The following is an 18868-nucleotide window of genomic DNA, read 5'->3' on the forward strand; positions in this document are numbered from 1 at the left end:
CGTCCGGCGTTTGAGGACGAGGCCGTTCAGGCCGAAGCGGGGGTCTGGGGGCGCAGCCCCCAGGGATGGGACGGGTAGGGGCGGCGGGGGCGAAACAAACTCAGGACGCAAACAGCCGTACAGCCCAAGCCGCATGCACCTCCGCCCCGATCTCCAACAACGGAGCCGACCCCGCGGGCAACCCCCCGACCCCCTCATCGGCCACCCGCCGAGCCGCCTCCACCGCCCGATCCGCCACCAGGTCCATCTCAGGCGCCAACCGCGCCAAAACCCCCGTCGCATCGAACGGATCTAGACTCAACAACCGCACGGTCGCACTCGCAGCCCCGCTCACACACTCGTACACCGAGCAGTACGCCGCGTCCACAGCCCCCAACCCGGCAGCCCGCGCCGCAAGCCCCAGCACCACCGGCTGATGCGCCCCCTTGGGAAACTCCCGTGCCAGCGCGTCGAGTTCGGAAGACGGCCACGTAGCCCGAGCGGCCCGCATCAACTGCCGCCCCAGCTTCCGCGCGGCAACACGCAACGCGACAGACGGTGTACGCGCATCCGCCGCCGCATCCAGCGCCACCGGATCGACCCCCACCGCGGCGGCCGCCGCCAGCGCCCCCGACACCAGCCCCGCCGTATGCAACCGCCCCCGGCAGAAGGCCTCCAGACTCGCCGCCCCGGTGACCCGCCCGGCCTTGACCGCGGCCTCGGCCCCACCGGAGTGCGCATGCCCCCCGGCGGGAAACCGGCCGTCGGCCAGAACGAGAAGCGCTGCCCTGGACATAGGACCCGGCCTCAGAAGAGGAAGTAACGCTGGGCCATGGGCAGTTCGGCGGCGGCGGTCGCCTCGACCAGTTCCCCGTCGATGTGCACGGCGAAGCTGTCGGGGTCGACCCGCACCCGCGGCCGCGCGTCGTTCTCCCGCATGTCGGCCTTGGTCACGGCACGCGTCGACGCGATGGCGACGAACGACTTCCCGAGCTGCAGCCGCTCCGGCAACCCGTCCTCGATCGCCAACGGCGCGACGAAGTTGACCGAGTTGGACGCGGGCGCCCGCCCGATCGCGCCGAACATCGGCCTCGGAAGGATCGGCTGCGGGGTCGGAATGGAGGCGTTCGCGTCGCCCATCTGCGCGTACGCGATCTGCCCGCCCTTGATGACGAGCTGCGGCTTGACGCCGAAGAACGCCGGCTCCCACAGCACGAGGTCGGCGAGCTTGCCGCTCTCGACGGAGCCGATCTCGCCCGCGAGGCCCTGCGCGAGCGCCGGGTTGATCGTGTACTTGGCGACATAGCGACGTACTCGACGATTGTCCGCGCGACCGTCACCCGGCAGCGCACCCCGCCGCCGCTTCATCACATGCGCCGTCTGCCAGGTCCGCATGATGACCTCGCCGACCCGGCCCATGGCCTGGGCGTCCGAAGAGATGATCGAGATGGCGCCAAGGTCGTGCAGGATGTCCTCGGCGCCGATCGTGGACGGCCGGATCCGGGACTCGGCGAAGGCGAGATCCTCCGGCACGGCCGGATTCAGGTGGTGGCACACCATCAGCATGTCGAGGTGTTCCTCGGCGGTGTTCACCGTGAACGGCCGCGTCGGATTCGTCGAGCTCGGCAGCACATGCGGCTCGGAGACCACGGTCATGATGTCGGGCGCGTGCCCGCCGCCCGCGCCCTCGGTGTGGTACGCGTGGATACCGCGTCCGGCGATCGCGGCGAGGGTGTCGCCCACGAAACCGGCCTCGTTCAAGGTGTCCGTGTGGATGGCGATCTGAATGCCCGTCTGATCCGCCACGGTCAGCGAGGCGTCGATGACGGCCGGCGTGGACCCCCAGTCCTCATGCAGCTTCAGACCCAGCGCTCCACCACGGATCTGCGACAGCATCGCCTCGTGGGAGACGGTGTTGCCCTTGCCCAGCAGGCCGAAGTTGACGGGGTAGGCCTCCATCGCCTCCAGCATCCGGGCCAGATGCCAGGGGCCGGGGGTGACCGTGGTCGCCTTGGAGCCCTCGGCCGGGCCCGTGCCGCCGCCGATCAGCGTGGTGGTGCCGGAGGACAACGCTTCGTCGGCGATCTGCGGGCAGATGAAGTGGACGTGTGCGTCGATGGCGCCGGCCGTCAGGATCCGCCCGTTGCCCGCGATGACCTCGGTCTCGGGGCCGATGACAAGGTCGGGGTGCACCCCGTCCATCGTGTCGGGGTTGCCGGCCTTGCCGATGCCGGTGATCCGGCCGTCGCGGATGCCGATGTCGGCCTTGACGATCCCCCAGTGGTCGACCACCACGGCGCCCGTGATGACCGTGTCCGGGGTGCCGTCTGCGCGCGTAGCACGCGACTGGCCCATGGACTCGCGGATGACCTTGCCGCCGCCGAACACGGCCTCGTCACCGGCGAGTCCGGGCCCGCCGCTGCGGTCCTCCTCGATCTCGATCAGCAGATCGGTGTCGGCCAGCCGGATCCGGTCGCCGGTGGTCGGGCCGAACAGGTCGGCGTACGCGGCACGCGAGATCTCAGGCATCGAGGGCACCTCCGGTCTCCCCGCGCAGCCCGGGCACGACACGGGCGCCGGTGAGGGGGACGAGTTCGACGTCGACGGGGATGCCGGGCTCGAATCGTACGGCCGTACCGGCGGCTATGTTGAGCCGCTTGCCGCGGGCGGCGGCGCGGTCGAAGTCCAGACCGGGGTTGGCCTCGGCGAAGTGGTAGTGGGAGCCGACCTGGACGGGCCGGTCGGCGGCGTTGAGGACGGTCAGGCTGGTGACCTCGCGGCCCTCGTTGTACACAACGGGCTCGTCCGCGAACAGGATCTCACCGGGGATCATCGGCTCACTCCGGGATTCTTGGGCGCTCCGGGATTCATCGGCCGGCCCCTCAGACGATCGGGTCGTGGACGGTGACGAGCTTGGTGCCGTCCGGGAAGGTCGCCTCGACCTGGACGTCGTGGATCATCTCGGGGATGCCTTCCATGACGTCGTCGCGGGTGAGCAGCTTGCGCCCGGAGGCCATGAGCTCGGCGACCGTACGTCCGTCACGGGCGCCCTCGAGGATGTGCGCGGTGATGAGGGCGACCGCCTCGGGGTGGTTGAGCCTGAGGCCGCGGGCCCGTCGCTTCTCGGCCACGTCGGCCGCCACGTGGATGAGCAGCCTCTCCTGCTCGTGCGGGGTCAGTTGCACGTCCCACCTCTCATCCTCGCTCCGGACCGTGCGGGTCCGGTTGCCGCGGCCACGGGGCAAAGTGCCTGGTGGCGTGGATGGGCAGGCTAGTTGGGAGGAGTTTCAGGCACGTTGTCACGAGTTTCGGGCACGTTAACCGGGCTGTGATCCATCAGGCTTCGGGCTGCGGATCCCGTACGCCCATCAACGCCCGCAGGCCGCCCTGGAGGACTTCTACGGGGGCTGGACCGAACATCGTCTGCTGGGCGATGAACCCCTGCACGGCGGCGATCATGGTCCGCGCGACATCATCCGCGGGCACGTCCCTCGGCATCATCCCGGCGTCCTGGTATGCCTCGACAATCCGCCCCCAGGCCGCGCGAATCGCCCCGAATCCCTCGAGCATGACGGCGGCCAGATCCTTGTTGCGCAGTGATTCCGCCCAGACCTGGATGATCAGCCGCGGGAACACCGGCTCGCCGTCGACGGTCAGATGGGCCCGCGCACCATAGGTCCGGCCCAGCACCGAGCCGATCAGGACGTCGGGTGGCGGGGGCGGGGCCTGCTCGGCGGCGGCCTCGAAGAACATGCGCACCTCCCCGAGCACTTCGGTGAAGATCGCAGTGATCAGCTCGTCCTTCCCGCTGAAATAGCGGTACACCGCACCGGCCGAGAGATCCGCCTCCTTCAGCACATCCTGCATGGACGTGGCATGGAAGCCGTTACGGGCGAAGCAGCGGGCGGCGCCGTCCATGATCTGGCGGCGGCGGGCGTCGAGGTGTGCCTGGGATACGCGGGCCATGACGCCAAAAGTAAAACGAACATTCCTTCTTGACAAGACACGGCATCCGCAAGACGGTGGTGCCACAGCAAAAACGAACGATCCTTCTTTTTAGCCGCACCTCGCCGATTCGAGGGGGAAACCCATGTCCACCGTCACCGCGTCAGCCCCGTCACACACCCGCCGCCTGCTCGCGATCCTCGTGCTCGTCCCGGTCGTCGCGGCACTGGCGCTGTGGGCCTTCGCCTGGCCCCCCGCCCGCACCGCGCCGCACGACCTGCCGCTCGGCGTGGTCGGGCCCGCCGCCGCGACGACGCAGGTGGAGGAGCGACTGGCGCAGAAGGAAGGCGCGTTCGACGTCCATCGCTACGCCGACGAGGCCGCCGCCCGGGACGCCATCGAGGACCGGACCGTATACGGCGCGATCGTCGTCACCCCCGAAGGCCCCGCCCTCCTGACCTCCACGGCCGCGAGCCCGGTCGTCGCGCAACTCCTGCAACAGGCGTCCGCCGACATGAACCCGGTCAGGACGGTCGACGTCGCACCCGCCCCCGAGAACGATCCACGCGGCGCGGCCCTCAACGCGAGCGTGCTGCCGCTCGCGCTGGCCGGCATGGCGGCCGGCGCGGCGGTGACCCTCCTCGGGCTGCGCGGACTGCGCGCCGTGGCCGCACTGATCGGCGCCGCCGCCCTGGTCGGCATCGCGGCGACCGCGATCGCGGACAGCTGGCTGAACGTCCTCACCGGTGACTGGTGGGCGGAGGCCGGCTCGCTCGGCCTGGCCACACTGGCTGTGAGCGGCGCCGTCGCCGGACTCACCGCGCTCATCGGTCCCGCCGGAACGGGGCTCGCCGCCGGTGTGGTGATGCTCTTCGGCAACCCGTGGTCCGGGGCGGCCTCGGCCCCGCAGATGCTGCCGGAGCCCGCCGGGACGATCGGCCAGTGGCTGCCGCCCGGCGCGGGGACGACCCTGCTGCGCTCGGTGTCCTTCTTCGACGGCGCGGCGGCGACCGGACCCGCACTGACACTGACCTGGTGGGCGGTGCTGGGCCTGGGCGCGGTACTGCTCGGGAACGCGCTCAAGAGGCGCACGAAGAAGGACACGCCGAAGGGGGAGCGCGAGCTATCGCCGGTCAGCTGACAGCGCCCCGATAGGGGCGCGGGGCTGTATCGATATGCGGCTCCGCCGCGTGGGCGCGACCAGCCCCCACCGACCCGCAGCCAGCAGCGCTACCGCTGATCGCCCCCCCGATGCTCCGCAGCGATGCCGAACCGCTGCCGTTCGCGGGGAGGCGAGGCAAGTTCGCGGACGGCGGAGACCGAGCTGATCACCTGCTCATCAGCGGGCTCCGGAAGCTGCTCGAGTCGTTCGAGGTCGGCGGCGGAGACAAGGGCGACGAGGGGCTTGCCGTGCCGTGTCACGACGACGCGCTCACCGCCGTAGACCACCTTGTTGATCAGGTCGGCGAGCTCAGCCCTGGCTTGCGTCACCGGAATCTCGTAGGCCATGTCACCAGCTTACGGGGACCCCCTCACGCTCGTTCAGTACGTCCTGTACATTTTTTACAGAGACAGCTCTGCCGAGGAGGGGTTCGTCATGACCCGACCGTCCGCCCGCTATGTCCTGCCCGAGTTCACGGAGCGCACCAGCTTCGGGCAGAAGACGATGGACCCGTACTCGAAGCTGCTGGAGGAGCGGATCGTCTTTCTCGGCACCCAGATCGACGACACCTCGGCGAACGACGTGATGGCGCAGTTCATGCACCTCGAGTACCAGGACCCCGACCGGGACATCTCGCTCTACATCAACTCCCCCGGCGGCTCCTTCAGCGCGATGTCGGCGATCTACGACACGCTGCAGTACGTCACCTGCGACGTGGAGACGATCTGCCTCGGCCAGGCGGGCGCGTCCGCCGCCGTGCTGCTGGCCGCAGGCGCACCGGGCAAGCGGTTCGCGCTGCCGGGAGCGCGCATGGTGATCCATCAGCCGGGGCTGCCCGAGCCGATCGAGGGACAGGCCAGCGACCTGGCCATCCACGCCGAGGAGTTGATGCGGATCAGGGCCCGCCTGGAGGAGATGCTCGTACGGCACACCGGGCGCACGCGCGAGCAGGTGAGCGCCGACATCGAGCGGGACAAGATCCTCACGGCGCAGCAGGCCGTGGACTACGGGCTGGTGGACCGGATCATCCCCAGCCGCAAGGACACCATGGCTCCGCCCACCGGGAAGTGACGGCCCGTGCTCCCACCCGAACTCCCGCCGCTTCCCGCCCTCACGCGCGCCGAGGGCGAGTTGATCGACCGTTATCTCGATGTGGTCGACCTGCTGGGCCGGATCAACCCGGCGCACCACGGGGACACCTACCGCGGACTGCGCGCCGCCCAGGCGTTGGTGTCCAAGGCGACCGAGCTGCGCGACGCGCTGGCGCTGATGCACCAGCGGGGCGAGACCGAGTTGCACGCCCCGACGCTCACGCGGGCGCTGCGCGTGCTGGACGGCGAGCGCCGGACGGCGCGTGTCATCGTGCCGCCGCGCTCCGACAGTTGACGCACTGTTGACGAATCCCGCCTCCGGTCCGGGCGTTCGCCACCGCGGCGAGTCGTCCGGACCGGGGCTCAAACGGACCAAATGACGTACCCCTGTTCGGAGTAGATGTTTGTCGTTTTTTGCGACCGACGGGGTTGCGCAACCCGCTTGCCTCCGGCGCGGATGAGAGGTTTTCGCGCTGGTCCGGGGGTCCGTGGCGCCCTCGACATCCACCCGAACACAGGGGTGTCCACCCGAACGGGTGAGTGGTGAGTAACACCACAAATCACCGATTCCATTGGGTATTTCGCTCACGCGTGAGTGAAGATCCGTGTCTGACGACAAGCCCCCGCCGCAGCGGCGGGGCGGTCCGGGCGGACGCCGAATCCTGCCGCCGCCCGGATGACCGGTCGACAGAAGTGGATCGGCAGGAGTGGAGGACCCAAGCACGACGGGTCGCCGGAACGGTCACGCCATGACCGGGTCGAGCAGCCCTTGGGGTGAAGCCGCGTCAGCGGCCGGGCAACTTCGCCAGCCCGAATCCGACAGGTCATCCTTCACAGGCGGCTGACGAAGGGTTGCGCATGACTGCGCTCAATCGTGTCCCGTCGCTGATGGCCCGGGCCGGTACGGCCTCGGCCCTCACCCTGGCCGCCGTGGGCGGCTCCGTCGTGGTGCCGGGTCTCTCCTCAGACGCCGCGGCCGCCACTCCGGCGACGAAGGCGCTCCAGGTCGCGGCTTCCAAGAAGGGCTCGCCGTACAAGTACGGCGCCACGGGGCCGCGCCGGTTCGACTGCTCGGGGCTGACGCTGTACTCGTACAAGAAGGCGGGCAAGAGCCTGCCGCGGACGGCCGCTCAGCAGTACAACAAGACGCGCCACATCTCGGCCAAGAGCCGCAAGGCCGGAGACCTGGTCTTCTTCCACTCGGGCTCGAACGTGTACCACGTCGGCATCTACGCCGGGAAGGGAAAGATCTGGCACTCCCCGAAGACCGGGGACGTCGTAAGGCTGCAGAAGATCTGGACCAGGAGCGTCTGGTACGGCCGGGTCAAGTGACCTGAGCGACGCGGTGGCGGCGCCCTGACGCGCCGCCACCGCGTCATCCCACACCGGACCTGATTTCTAAGGGTCCTGCTGTACCGCTGTCGTCGTCACGGGCCGCGCCGGTACCGTCCACGGCAGTTCGATGGAGACCGTTTTGCCGCCCTCCCGGGTGGGCCGGATTCTCAGCTTGCCGCCGAACTCGGCGGTCAGCCAACGGATGATCACGAGCCCGCGGCCGTTGTCCTGCTGGACGGCCGCGGGCAGTCGTTTGGGAAAACGCGGATGGCTGTCGGTGACTCCGATGCGCAGGTGCTCGTCACGGTCGAGTTCGAGGTCCACCGTGAAGGTGGGTGACTGCCCGAACGTGTGCTGTACGGCGTTGGTGGCGAGTTCCGAGACGATGAGGCGGATGGTGTCGGCCAGTTCCGTGTCGGCCGGCAGTCCCCATTCCGCCAGGGTGCCGACCACGTAGGTGCGGGCTGCGGAGACCGAGGCGGGATCGCTCGGCAGAGTGACGGATGCTTCCAGATGGTCTGCCATGGCGACGTCGTCCCTTTCCCACGGGACCGCAGTCCGACATGGAGCGGAGGGTTCGAGTACGGTCCCGGACTGGTGCTTCGTCGCCAGACTGCCATCACCGGGCCGGTCACGGGTGCGATCCACCAAGATATGCATATATCTGTCGCTCGAAGCGGTGAACTCTGCGACGGCAGACCGTATTTGGGCGGCCCGGAAGGAGTAAGGAGGAGCCCATGCAGCACGGTCCCGCGGTACGCCGCCGAAAACTGGGCGCCGAATTGCGCACGCTGCGCACCGGCGCCGGGCTCACGAGCGGCGAGGCGGCCCGGCTCGTGGGCTGGCACCAGTCGAAGGTGAGCCGCATCGAGACCGGCGCGAGCGGGGTGAAACCGGCCGATGTGCGGTTACTCCTGGACGCCTACGGAGTGGCGGATCCTCAACTACGGGAGTTGCTGCTGGTGTTGGCGGGACAGGACGACAGTGCCGGGCGGCACCACTGGTGGCATGCGTATCGGGGCGTGCTGCCGCCGACGTACCGGGATTTCATCAGCCTGGAATCCCAGGCCAGCGCGATGCGCACGCTGGAGACCTCCGTCGTTCCGGGGCTGTTGCAGACGCCGGAGTACGCGCGGGCGGTGACCCGGGCCGCGGTGGGCGGGCTGGACGAGGACGCAGACGACCGGCTGGACGCACTGGTGGAAGTGCGCCTGGCCAGGCAGGACGTGCTGCGCTCGCGGCCGCCCCTGGTGCTGAGCGCGGTGCTCGACGAGGCGGTGCTGCACCGGGAGATCGGCGGGCCGGACGTCATGGCACGGCAGCTGGAGCGGCTGATCGAGGCGGCTCGCTACCCCCAAGTGCGGCTTCAGGTCCTGCCGTTCGCGGCCGGTGCCCACATCGGTATCACCGGGCCTTTCGTTATCTTCTCATTTTCGAGCACTTCTGATCTGGATGTGGTTGTTCTCGACCACTTGACGAGTAGCCTCTACCTCGAGCGGAAAGAAGACCTCCAGGCCTACACCGAGGCCTTCAACACCCTTCAGTTCCACGCCCTTTCGCCCGAGGACTCGTTGGACTACATCGCCGGGATAGGTGCCGGCGTGTAAGGAGGCACCATGTCTGCACTGCCTCGGAACGTCACTTCCAGTACTCAACTGCACGGTGTGCAGTGGCTGCGCAGCAGCTACAGCACGGGAGCGAACAACTGCGTCGAGACGGCCCGGCCGCTGTCCGGCCCGGGGGCCGGGCTGCTGGCCGTACGCGACTCCAAGGACCCGGCCGGACCCGCGCTGCTCTTCTCCCCCGAGAGCTGGGCGGGATTCACGGCCGCGTTGCGGTGATCGCCCGCACCTCGCGACCCCTTTGAATCAGTTCGCGCGACGCACGGCCATGTCACGCCGACTCATGGTCGCGTCTCGCCGATCACTTCCACAGCGCGCTCGATCTGGTCCTCGAAGAGGTCCGCTCGGGCGGTGAGCCTCAGCCGTGAGATGCCGTCGGGCACGGAAGGAGGACGGAAGCAGCCCACGGCGAGACCTGCCGTACGGCAGTCGGCCGCCCACCGCACGGCGCCCTCAGGGGACGGCGCGCGCACGGAGACGACCGCGGCGTCCGGACGTACCGCTTCCAGACCCGCGGCGGTCAGGCGTGTGTGGAGTTCGCGTGCCACCGCACGCGCCCGCGCCGCCCGCTCCGGCTCGCGGCGCAGCAGCCTGAGCGCCGCCAGGGCCGCCCCCGCCGCGGCGGGGGCCAGGCCCGTGTCGAAGATGAACGTGCGGGCCGCGTTGACCAAGTGCTCGATGACCCGGGCGGGTCCGAGTACGGCGCCGCCCTGGCTGCCGAGCGACTTGGACAGCGTGACCGTCACCACGACGTCGTCCGCGCCCGCGAGTCCCGCCGCGTGCGGGGCGCCGCGCCCGCCGTCGCCCAGGACGCCGAGACCGTGGGCGTCGTCGACGACCAGACCGGCGCCGTGCTCCCGGCATGCCGTCGCGAGCTCCGTCAGCGGGGCGGCGTCGCCGTCGACCGAGAAGACCGTGTCGGACACGGCGACGGCAGGCCCGTCGTGGGTCCGCAGTGCCTTGCGTACGGCGTCCGGGTCGGCGTGCGCGACGACCTGGGTGGTGCCGCGGGCCAGCCGGCAGCCGTCGATCAGCGAGGCGTGGTTGCCGGCGTCGGAGACGATCAGTGAGCCGTGCGGGGCCAGCGCGGTGACCGCGGCGAGGTTGGCCGCGTAGCCGGAGGAGAACACCAGGGCCGCCTCGAAGCCGCAGAAGTCCGCCAGCTCGCGTTCCAGTTCGGCGTGGAGCGCGGTCGTGCCGGTGACCAGGCGGGAGCCGGTGGCGCCGCCGCCCCAGGTGCGGGCCGCGGAGGTGGCCCCCTCGACGACCTCGGGGTGGCGGGCCAGCCCCAGGTAGTCGTTGCTCGCGAGGTCGAGCAGCGGCGAGTCGGCGGGGCGGGGCCGCAGGGTCCGTACCAGTCCGGCGCGGCGGCGCAGCTCCGCCTGTTCGTCGATCCAGCCGAACGCCATGACTCCTCCGGGGCTTTTGTAGGCAGTGCACAGACAGTAGTCGCCGGGCCAGCCGCCCAGGATGTGGCAATACCCACACGTCGAACCGCCTCTGTTGTCCGATCTCTCCTTGGCCCGGGGCGGTTCCGTAGGACAGGATCGGACCTCATGGACCTGCTGAACACGCTGGTGGACAAGGGGCTTCGGCGCGAGCGGCCGACCCGCGAGGAAGCACTGGCCGTCCTCGCCACCTCCGACGACGACCTGCTCGATGTGGTGGCCGCGGCCGGCAAGGTACGCCGGCACTGGTTCGGCCGACGGGTGAAACTCAACTACCTCGTCAACCTCAAGTCCGGCCTGTGCCCGGAGGACTGCTCCTACTGCTCCCAGCGGCTGGGCTCCACGACCGGGATCCTGAAGTACACCTGGCTCAAGCCCGACGAGGCCTCCCAGGCGGCGGCCGCCGGGCTGGCCGGAGGTGCCAAGCGGGTCTGTCTGGTGGCGTCCGGACGCGGTCCCACCGACCGTGACGTGGACCGGGTCGCGGGCACCATCAAGGCGATCAAGGAGCAGAACGAGGGCGTCGAGGTGTGCGCCTGTCTCGGTCTGCTCTCCGACGGCCAGGCCGAGCGGCTGCGCGAGGCCGGCGCCGACGCCTACAACCACAACCTCAACACCTCCGAGGCGACGTACGGCGACATCACCACCACCCACACCTACGCCGACCGCGTCGACACCGTGCAGAAGGCGCACGCGGCCGGGCTGTCCGCCTGCTCGGGCCTGATCGCCGGGATGGGCGAGTCGGACGAGGACCTGGTCGACGTCGTCTACTCGCTGCGTGAGCTGGACCCGGACTCGGTTCCGGTCAACTTCCTGATCCCGGTCGAGGGCACCCCGCTCGCCAAGGAGTGGCACCTCACCCCGCAGCGCTGTCTGCGCATCCTCGCGATGGTGCGGTTCGTCTGCCCGGACGTCGAGGTGCGGATCGCGGGCGGCCGTGAGGTCCATCTGCGCACGATGCAGCCCCTCGCCCTGCACCTGGCCAACTCGATCTTCCTCGGCGACTATCTGACCACCGAGGGCCAGGCAGGCCAGGCGGACCTGGAGATGATCGCGGACGCCGGGTTCGAGGTGGAGGGCTCGGACCAGGTGACGCTGCCGGAGCACCGGGTGGGCGGCGGATGTCACGAGGGCGGCGGAGCGTGTGCTTCCGCAGCCGAAGGACCTCAGGTCAACGAGGCCCGTACGGACCTCGTCGCCGTACGCCGCCGGGGCGCCGGAACGGATCTCGCGCCCAATGCCTGACCTGACCGTCCCCGAGCTGCTGGACCTCGACCGGCGGCACGTCTGGCATCCGTACGGGCCCATGCCGGGCGTGGTGGAGCCGCTCGTCGTGGAGTCGGCGAGTGGGGTCCGGCTGAAACTCGCGGACGGCGCGGGCGAGTTGATCGACGGCATGTCGTCCTGGTGGTCGGCGATCCACGGCTACCGCCACCCCGTACTCGACGAGGCCGCGCGCGAGCAACTCGGCCGGATGAGCCATGTGATGTTCGGCGGGCTCACCCACGAGCCCGCCGTACGGCTCGCGAAGCACCTTGTCGACATGTCGCCCGACGGCCTGGAACATGTCTTCCTCGCCGACTCCGGTTCGGTGTCGGTCGAGGTCGCGGTCAAGATGTGCCTCCAGTACTGGCGTTCGCTCGGCCGCCCGGCGAAGCAGCGCCTGCTGACCTGGCGCGGCGGCTATCACGGCGACACCTGGCAGCCGATGTCGGTGTGTGACCCCGAGGGCGGGATGCACGACCTGTGGACCGGCGTGCTCCCGCGCCAGGTGTTCGCCGACGCGCCGCCGACGGAGTACGACGAGGCGTACGCCGACCACCTGCGCGCGCTGATCGAGCGGCACGCCGACGACCTGGCCGCGGTGATCGTCGAGCCGGTGGTGCAGGGCGCGGGCGGGATGCGGTTCCATTCCCCCGCGTATCTGCGGGTGCTGCGTGAGGCGTGCGACGCGTACGGCGTACTGCTGGTGTTTGACGAGATCGCTACGGGGTTCGGGCGGACGGGCGCGCTGTTCGCGGCGGAGCACGCGGCGGTGACGCCCGATGTGATGTGCGTCGGCAAGGCGCTGACCGGCGGCTATATGACGATGGCCGCCACCCTGTGCACCTCCCGGGTGGCCGAGGGCATCTCGCAGGGCGAGGTGCCGGTGCTGGCGCACGGTCCGACGTTCATGGGCAATCCGCTGGCCGCGTCGGTGGCCTGCGCCTCGATCGAGCTGCTGCTCGGCCAGGACTGGCTCGCGGAGGTCAAGCGGATCGAGGCGGGCCTGCGGGAGGGGCTGGCCGAGGCCGCGGCGCTCCCGGGTGTCCGTGATGTCCGGGTCCTCGGCGCCGTCGGGGTCGTCCAGCTCGACCACGCGGTGGACATGAGGGCGGCCACGGCGGCGGCCGTGCGCGAGGGCGTGTGGCTGCGGCCGTTCCGCGACCTCGTCTACACCATGCCGCCGTATGTCACGGGCGACACGGACGTCGCACGGATCGCGCGCGCGGTGTGCGCGGCGGCGCGGGAGGGATGACATGCCGGTCCTGGTGATCACGGGCACGGGCACGGAGGTCGGCAAGACCGTCGCGACGGCCGCCGTCGCCGCCGTAGCGCTCGCGGCCGGGCGGTCGGTGGCCGTCCTGAAGGCCGCGCAGACGGGCGTACGACCGGACGAGCGCGGGGACGCCGACGAGGTCGCGCGGCTCGCGGGTGCCGTGACGGCGGTCGAACTCGCCCGGTATCCCGACCCGTTGGCGCCGGCGACGGCCGCGCGACGTGCCGGATGTGTGCCGGTCCACCCGCACGACATCGCCGAGGCCGCCGCCAAGCTGGCCGCCGAGCACGATCTGGTGCTGGTGGAGGGAGCGGGCGGGCTTCTCGTACGGTTCGACCCGGCGGGCGGCACGCTGGCGGACGCGGCGGGGATGCTGGCTGCGCCGGTACTGGTCGTGGCGACGGCGGGGCTGGGCACGCTGAACACGACGGAACTGACGGCACGCGAAATCCGCTCCCGCCAGCTGGAATTGGCGGGGATCGTGATCGGCAGCTGGCCCAAGGCGCCCGATCTGGCATCCCGTTGCAATCTCGCGGACCTGCCGATCGTCGCCGACGCCCCGCTGCTGGGCGCGTTGCCCGCCGGGGCCGCCGCGCTCGAACCCGCCGACTTCCGTGCGGCGGCGCCCACTTGGCTGGCACCGCGACTGGAGGGCATGTGGGACGCGGAGGCGTTCCGGGTGCGCGAGGCGCCGTGATTCCAACCGCATCCTGACGGAGACCCGCGTCTCCTGACCGCGACCCGCGAACGGCGGGGGGTGCGCGGGGCGCGTACGGGGGACAATCGCGGTAGGGCACTCCATCCGCCCAGGAGGTCGCCATGCCGCAACGGCCCGCTACCGGCTCCGGCAAGGTGTCACGGGACCCCGTGCACCATCCGCTGTTCGCCCGGTACTACGCCCGTATCAGCGTCGCCGCCGAGTCACGCATGGGGATGGGCGCCGTCCGTGACCGCATGCTGTCCGGGCTGTCCGGGCGGGTGATCGAGATCGGCGCGGGCAACGGCCTCAACTTCGCGCACTATCCGAGCGCGGTCTCGGAGGTCGTCGCCATCGAACCGGAGCGCCTGCTGCGGCAGTTGGCCGTGGAGTCCGCGCTGCGCGCCGAGGTGCCGGTGGATGTGGTGCCGGGTGCGGCGGAGGCGCTGCCGGTCAAGAGCGAGGCCTTCGACGCGGTGGTGCTGTCGCTGGTGCTGTGCAGTGTGCGGGACGTCTCGCGGGCGCTCGGCGAGGTACGGCGGGTGCTGCGGCCCGGCGGCGCCGTGCGGTTCTTCGAGCACGGCAGCGGCGGTGGCCGGGTGATGCGCTTCACGCAGCGCGCGCTGGACAGCACGGTGTGGCCGCGGCTGAACGGGGGCTGCCATGTGGCCCGGGACCCGATCGCCGGACTGCGGGCCGCCGGGTTCGAACTCGGCCCGTACCGGCGGGTGCTGATGCCGGAGAACGGGCCGACACTGCCGACCTCGTACTGCGTTCTGGGCACGGCGTGGCGGCCTACGGTCGGCTCATAGGCTCCACTGCCGCAGTTCCTGTGCGATGTCGTGCACCGTGGCCTCACCGCTCTTGACCAGCCGGGCCAGGTCGCGGACCTGCTCCGGGGAGGTGACGACCTTCAGGCCGCTGGCGACGAGGTAGGCGTAGGCGACGGCGGAGGCGAACAGGGCGTTCGAGCGCTCCAGCGCGGGCACGTGGATCAGCAGTTGCAGCAGCGAGGCGGCGCGGGCCTGTGGGGTGTCGTAGACAGGGACGTCGAATATCTCGGCCTCATGGCGTGCGACGGCGGCCACCAGAGCGCCCCAGTCGGTGACCTGGGGGTCTCCGGGCGTGTTCTGTTCGGCGAGCATGAGGAGCCAGGCAAGGTCGATTCTGAGGTTGCTCAACGGATCAGCGGCGACCTTCGCGTGTGCCTGCGGGACGGCTTTCGCGTGTGCCCTCACGGTCCGGGCCGAACTCTTCGGCGAACACGGACTCGTACTGCTTCATGAAGTCGGCGGCGGCCTCCACGAACGTGTGGCCGACCTCCCCGGTGTCCTGTCTGACCAGCTCTTCGATGTAGCGGTTGACGCTCATGCCGCGGGCCAGGGCACGTTCGCGAGCCGCGCGGGCGGTGCCTTCGTCCACGCGTACGTTCAGCTGGGTCTTCGCCATGCCTCAAAGCTAGCGCCGAAATGCTAGCGGCGGCAAGGGCTCATCCCGACGGGCTCATCCCATGGGTGGAGACGGACCAGGGCCCAACGGCACCCAAGGGGGATACCGAGTGTGTGCCGGATCACATTACGCTCGGGCCTGACAAGGAAGTCGCGATGTCCCGAATCGAGGAGGCAGCCTTGTCCGCTTCTGCTGTGGAGCAGGCCTCGGCCGACGGGTTCGCGGCCCGCGCCCGCGGTCTGACCAAGGCGTACGGCTCGGGCGAGACGACGGTGCTCGCCCTCGACTCGGTGGACGTGGACATCACGCGCGGCCGGTTCACGGCGGTGATGGGGCCGTCGGGCTCCGGGAAGTCCACGCTGATGCACTGTCTGGCGGGGCTGGACACCGTCTCGGCAGGTCAGGTGTGGCTCGGCGACACGGAGATCACGGGGCTCAGGGAGCGGGAGCTGACCCGGCTGCGGCGGGACCGGATCGGGTTCATGTTCCAGTCGTTCAACCTCATCCCGACGCTGAACGCGGCCGAGAACATCACGCTGCCCATGGACATCGCGGGCAGGAAGCCCGACGAGAAGTGGCTGGACCAGGTCATCGACACACTCGGACTGCGGGACCGGCTGACGCACCGGCCGTCGCAGTTGTCCGGCGGCCAGCAGCAGCGCGTCGCCTGTGCCCGCGCGCTCGCCTCCCGCCCCGAGCTGATCTTCGCCGACGAGCCGACCGGCAACCTCGACTCGCGGTCCGGGCTCGAGGTGCTCGGCTTTCTGCGCGACGCCGTCGACAACCTCGGGCAGACGGTCGTCATGGTCACCCACGATCCGGGCGCCGCCGCCCACTCCGACCTGGTGCTGTTCCTCGGTGACGGACGGATCGTCGACGAGATGGAGCGACCGACCGCGGAGGCGGTCCTGGAACGCATGAAGCGGTTCGACGTGATCCGCGGTCAGTACGACGACGCCGCGCCCTCCCAGGAGGACTGACCCCGTGCTCAAGGCGACGCTCCGGAGCTTTCTCGCCCACAAGGGACGGCTGCTGCTGTCCGCGCTGGCCGTGATCCTGTCCGTGGCGTTCGTCGCGGGCAGCCTGATCTTCTCGGACACGGTCAGCCGTACCTTCGACCGGCTCTTCGCCTCCACCGCGGCCGACGTCACCGTCAGCCCGAAGGAGAACCTCGACGAGACGATCCCCTCGGGACAGACCCTGACCCTGCCGATCTCGCTCGTCGACCGCCTCTCCGAGGTCGACGGCGTCGCGGCGGCACGTCCGGATGTGGAAGTGGAGGGCATCACCGTCGCCGACGAGGACAACGAGTCGGTGGGCCCGACCACCGGCGCCCCCACGATCGGCACCGCCTGGAACCCGACCGAGCGCAGCCCCGTCGAACTGACCTCCGGTCACGCCCCGGAGGGGCCGGACCAGCTCCTGATCGACGCGGACACCGCCGACAGCAAGGACGTGGCGATCGGAGACACGCTCACAATCATCGCCGCGCCCGGCTCCTTCAAGGCCGAGGTCGTCGGCATCGCCACGTTCACCACCACCAACCCCGGTGCCGCCCTGGTCTTCTTCGACACCGAGACCGCGCAGACCAGGCTCCTGGGCAATCCGGAGGGGGCCACGAGCATCTCGCTCGACGCGGCCGAGGGTGTCAGCGACGCGCAGCTCCAGCAGCGCGTGGCGGACGCGCTCGGCGTCGACCCCGACCCCCCCGACACCATCGTCATCCCCAAGGATCCCGATCCCTACGAAGTACGCACCGCCGACGAGCAGGCCGAGTCGGACGTCGAGCAACTGGGCGGCTTCCTCGACGTCATCAAGTACGTGATGCTCGGCTTCGCCGGGATCGCCGTCCTGGTCGGTGTATTCCTGATCGTCAACACCTTCTCGATGCTGATCGCCCAGCGCACCCGGGAACTGGGCCTGCTGCGGGCGCTCGGCGCCGACCGGCGCCAAGTGCGCCGCTCGGTCCTCACCGAAGCGCTGCTGCTGGGCCTCGTCGGCTCCACGCTCGGCCTCGCCACCGGCATCGGGCTCGCCGTCGGGCTCATCGAGCTGATGGGCCTGCTCGGCATGAACATCAGGTCCGCCGACATGGTCATCGGCGTGGCGACACCCGTCTCGGCGTACGTCGTCGGCCTCGGCGTCACCTTCGTCGCGGCGTATCTCCCGGCCCGGCGCGCGGCGGGTGTGTCGCCGATGGCGGCACTCGCGGACGCCGAGATCGCCGACGTGGGAAAGCCGCTGCGGGTGCGCGCGGTGGTGGGCGCGGTCGTCGGGGCGCTGGGCGCGGCGGCGCTGGTGGGCTGTGCCACGGCGACGGAGACATCGTCGGCAGCCTCCCTGCTCGGCCTCGGCGTCGTCCTGACGCTCATCGCGACGGTCATCGCGGGCCCGCTGCTGGTGCGTCCGGTGATCCGGGTCCTCGGCGGGGCCTTCCCGGCGCTGTTCGGTTCGGTCGGCCGGATGAGCCAGCGCAACGCCCTGCGCAACCCCCGCCGCACCGGCGCGACCGCGGCGGCCCTGATGGTCGGGCTGGCGCTGGTCGGCGGGATGTCGGTGGCGAGCGCCTCGATGACCAAGTCGTTCGACGAGCAGATCGACAAGACTCTGGGCGCCGACTTCGTCGTACAGAACGCCAATTTCGTGCCCTTCCCCGAGGAGGTCACCAAGCGGGTGGAGGCCACGGACGGCGTCGGGCTCGTCGTGCGCTCACGGCTCACACCGGTCGCGGTGAGCCTCCCGGACGGGGACCGCGTCGAGACGACGGCCGGGGCGTACGATCCCCGGCTCGACGACGTCGCCAACATCACGTACGCGCAGGGCGACTCGGCGGCGGCGCTGGCCCAGGGGCGGATCGCCATGGACCGGGACTTCGCGCGGGACCACGGCGTGCGCGTCGGCAGCACGGTCCCGCTCGAGTTCCAGGGCGGACGTACGGCCGATCTGACGGTGGGCGCGCTGACCGACCAGGACTCTGCCGACGGGTTCGGGACGCAAGGCGGGCTGTTCTTCGGCATGGGCACGATGGAGCGGTACGCGCCGGGCGGCCAGGACTCCGCGGTGTACGTGAATGCCTCCCCCGGCACGAGCGCCGACGACCTGCGCGCGAATCTGGAGGCGACGCTCGATCCGTATCCGCAGGTGGACGTCCGCGACATCGCCGACTACAAGGAGCTGGTCCACGACCAGATCGCGGTCCTGCTCTACCTCGTGTACGCGCTGCTCGGGCTCGCGATCATCATCGCGGTGCTCGGCGTGGTCAACACCCTTGCTCTGTCGGTCGTCGAGCGGACCCGGGAGATCGGCCTGCTGCGGGCCATCGGACTCGCCCGGCGCCAGCTGCGCCGCATGATCCGGCTGGAGTCGGTCGTGATCGCGGTGTTCGGCGCGGTCCTGGGTCTCGCGCTGGGACTGGTGTGGGGCGTGTGCACCCAGCAGGTGCTGGCGCTGCAGGGCATGCAGGCGTTCGCGATCCCGTGGACCACGATCATCGCGGTGGTGATCGGCTCGGCGGTCGTGGGCGTGGTGGCGGCCCTGCTGCCCGCGTTGCGTGCATCCCGCATGAATGTGCTGGCGGCGATCGCGCACGAGTGATGGAATC

Annotated in this window: 22 protein-coding genes and 1 riboswitch; of the genes, 12 read left to right on the top strand and 10 right to left on the bottom strand. The window is 70.4% G+C overall.

Features of this window, described 5'->3' with window-relative positions; genetic code table 11:
- Positions 1-100 precede the first annotated feature (100 nt).
- From AB0I98_RS44830 to AB0I98_RS44850, 5 genes are all read right to left on the bottom strand, one after another.
- A complete protein-coding gene (locus AB0I98_RS44830) occupies positions 101-775 on the bottom strand; it encodes an urease accessory UreF family protein (RefSeq protein WP_362951844.1) in 675 nt (224 codons plus the stop codon).
- An 11-nt stretch (positions 776-786) separates the two neighbouring features.
- Positions 787-2508 (bottom strand): urease subunit alpha, encoded by a 1722-nt coding sequence (locus AB0I98_RS44835; RefSeq protein WP_362951845.1) that lies wholly within the window; start codon positions 2506-2508, stop codon positions 787-789.
- The gene (locus AB0I98_RS44840; RefSeq protein WP_210571111.1) at positions 2501-2812 is read right to left on the bottom strand and encodes an urease subunit beta; all 312 of its coding nucleotides are present in this window, start codon (positions 2810-2812) and stop codon (positions 2501-2503) included. Before AB0I98_RS44840 ends, AB0I98_RS44835 begins: the two co-directional genes overlap by 8 nt.
- A 49-nt stretch (positions 2813-2861) precedes the next feature.
- Positions 2862-3164 (bottom strand): urease subunit gamma, encoded by a 303-nt coding sequence (locus tag AB0I98_RS44845; RefSeq protein ID WP_067256018.1) that lies wholly within the window; start codon positions 3162-3164, stop codon positions 2862-2864.
- A gap of 151 nt (positions 3165-3315) precedes the next feature.
- Positions 3316-3945: a helix-turn-helix domain-containing protein gene (locus AB0I98_RS44850; RefSeq protein WP_362951846.1), complete on the bottom strand. Its 630-nt coding sequence runs from the start codon at positions 3943-3945 to the stop codon at positions 3316-3318.
- 124 nt (positions 3946-4069) lie between these two features.
- Between AB0I98_RS44850 and AB0I98_RS44855 the strand changes: the two genes are divergently transcribed.
- Positions 4070-5065, top strand: coding sequence for an ABC transporter permease (locus tag AB0I98_RS44855; protein ID WP_362951847.1), 996 nt, complete (start codon positions 4070-4072; stop codon positions 5063-5065).
- Between the two features lie 89 nt (positions 5066-5154).
- On the opposite strand, the gene AB0I98_RS44860 is transcribed toward AB0I98_RS44855, so the two are convergent.
- Positions 5155-5433 carry a type II toxin-antitoxin system Phd/YefM family antitoxin gene (locus tag AB0I98_RS44860; RefSeq protein ID WP_362951848.1) on the bottom strand — a complete coding sequence of 93 codons (279 nt, stop codon included), beginning with the start codon at positions 5431-5433 and terminating at the stop codon, positions 5155-5157.
- An 88-nt stretch (positions 5434-5521) separates the two neighbouring features.
- Between AB0I98_RS44860 and AB0I98_RS44865 the strand changes: the two genes are divergently transcribed.
- The 3 genes from AB0I98_RS44865 (at position 5522) to AB0I98_RS44875 (ending at position 7509) form a co-directional block, all read left to right on the top strand.
- Positions 5522-6157 (top strand): ATP-dependent Clp protease proteolytic subunit, encoded by a 636-nt coding sequence (locus AB0I98_RS44865; protein ID WP_362951849.1) that lies wholly within the window; start codon positions 5522-5524, stop codon positions 6155-6157.
- Positions 6158-6163: 6 nt separating this feature from the next.
- Positions 6164-6472: a hypothetical protein gene (locus AB0I98_RS44870; RefSeq protein WP_301978068.1), complete on the top strand. Its 309-nt coding sequence runs from the start codon at positions 6164-6166 to the stop codon at positions 6470-6472.
- Positions 6473-6820: 348 nt separating this feature from the next.
- Positions 6821-7032: riboswitch (cyclic di-AMP (ydaO/yuaA leader) on the top strand.
- 3 nt (positions 7033-7035) lie between these two features.
- Positions 7036-7509, top strand: a complete 474-nt coding sequence (locus AB0I98_RS44875; RefSeq protein WP_362951850.1) for a C40 family peptidase — start codon at positions 7036-7038, stop codon at positions 7507-7509.
- Between the two features lie 66 nt (positions 7510-7575).
- On the opposite strand, the gene AB0I98_RS44880 is transcribed toward AB0I98_RS44875, so the two are convergent.
- Positions 7576-8037: an ATP-binding protein gene (locus tag AB0I98_RS44880; RefSeq protein ID WP_362951851.1), complete on the bottom strand. Its 462-nt coding sequence runs from the start codon at positions 8035-8037 to the stop codon at positions 7576-7578.
- A 212-nt stretch (positions 8038-8249) separates the two neighbouring features.
- On the opposite strand from AB0I98_RS44880, the gene AB0I98_RS44885 reads away from it, so the two are divergent.
- Positions 8250-9119, top strand: coding sequence for a helix-turn-helix transcriptional regulator (locus tag AB0I98_RS44885; protein ID WP_362951852.1), 870 nt, complete (start codon positions 8250-8252; stop codon positions 9117-9119).
- Positions 9120-9128: 9 nt separating this feature from the next.
- A complete protein-coding gene (locus AB0I98_RS44890; protein ID WP_301978072.1) occupies positions 9129-9353 on the top strand; it encodes a DUF397 domain-containing protein in 225 nt (74 codons plus the stop codon).
- 62 nt (positions 9354-9415) lie between these two features.
- On the opposite strand, the gene AB0I98_RS44895 is transcribed toward AB0I98_RS44890, so the two are convergent.
- Positions 9416-10543: an 8-amino-7-oxononanoate synthase gene (locus AB0I98_RS44895; RefSeq protein ID WP_362951853.1), complete on the bottom strand. Its 1128-nt coding sequence runs from the start codon at positions 10541-10543 to the stop codon at positions 9416-9418.
- Positions 10544-10690: 147 nt separating this feature from the next.
- Here AB0I98_RS44895 and bioB point away from each other — a divergent pair, with 147 nt between their 5' ends.
- From bioB to AB0I98_RS44915, 4 genes are all read left to right on the top strand, one after another.
- Positions 10691-11827: a biotin synthase BioB gene (gene bioB, locus AB0I98_RS44900; protein WP_362951854.1), complete on the top strand. Its 1137-nt coding sequence runs from the start codon at positions 10691-10693 to the stop codon at positions 11825-11827.
- The gene (locus AB0I98_RS44905; protein WP_362951855.1) at positions 11820-13100 is read left to right on the top strand and encodes an adenosylmethionine--8-amino-7-oxononanoate transaminase; all 1281 of its coding nucleotides are present in this window, start codon (positions 11820-11822) and stop codon (positions 13098-13100) included. The genes bioB and AB0I98_RS44905 overlap by 8 nt, the downstream gene beginning before the upstream one ends.
- Position 13101: 1 nt before the next feature.
- Positions 13102-13818 carry a dethiobiotin synthase gene (gene bioD, locus AB0I98_RS44910; RefSeq protein ID WP_362951856.1) on the top strand — a complete coding sequence of 239 codons (717 nt, stop codon included), beginning with the start codon at positions 13102-13104 and terminating at the stop codon, positions 13816-13818.
- Between the two features lie 122 nt (positions 13819-13940).
- Positions 13941-14630 carry a class I SAM-dependent methyltransferase gene (locus AB0I98_RS44915; protein WP_362951857.1) on the top strand — a complete coding sequence of 230 codons (690 nt, stop codon included), beginning with the start codon at positions 13941-13943 and terminating at the stop codon, positions 14628-14630.
- Here the strand turns inward: AB0I98_RS44915 and AB0I98_RS44920 are convergent.
- Together AB0I98_RS44920 and AB0I98_RS44925 are read right to left on the bottom strand one after the other, a co-directional pair.
- On the bottom strand, positions 14625-14999 hold the full coding sequence (locus tag AB0I98_RS44920; RefSeq protein ID WP_362951858.1) for a fic family toxin-antitoxin system, toxin component: 375 nt from the start codon (positions 14997-14999) through the stop codon (positions 14625-14627). The two genes, AB0I98_RS44915 and AB0I98_RS44920, sit on opposite strands and share 6 nt — an antisense overlap.
- 4 nt (positions 15000-15003) lie before the next feature.
- Positions 15004-15267, bottom strand: coding sequence for a toxin-antitoxin system HicB family antitoxin (locus AB0I98_RS44925; protein WP_210571094.1), 264 nt, complete (start codon positions 15265-15267; stop codon positions 15004-15006).
- Between the two features lie 155 nt (positions 15268-15422).
- Between AB0I98_RS44925 and AB0I98_RS44930 the strand changes: the two genes are divergently transcribed.
- Both AB0I98_RS44930 and AB0I98_RS44935 read left to right on the top strand, forming a co-directional pair.
- Entirely contained in the window at positions 15423-16247 is an 825-nt protein-coding gene (locus AB0I98_RS44930) for an ABC transporter ATP-binding protein (protein WP_362951859.1), read from the top strand.
- Between the two features lie 4 nt (positions 16248-16251).
- Positions 16252-18861: an ABC transporter permease gene (locus AB0I98_RS44935; protein WP_362951860.1), complete on the top strand. Its 2610-nt coding sequence runs from the start codon at positions 16252-16254 to the stop codon at positions 18859-18861.
- Positions 18862-18868: the final 7 nt, after the last annotated feature.

The sequence above is a fragment of the Streptomyces sp. NPDC050211 genome, from assembly GCF_040656035.1.
Classification (GTDB): domain Bacteria; phylum Actinomycetota; class Actinomycetes; order Streptomycetales; family Streptomycetaceae; genus Streptomyces.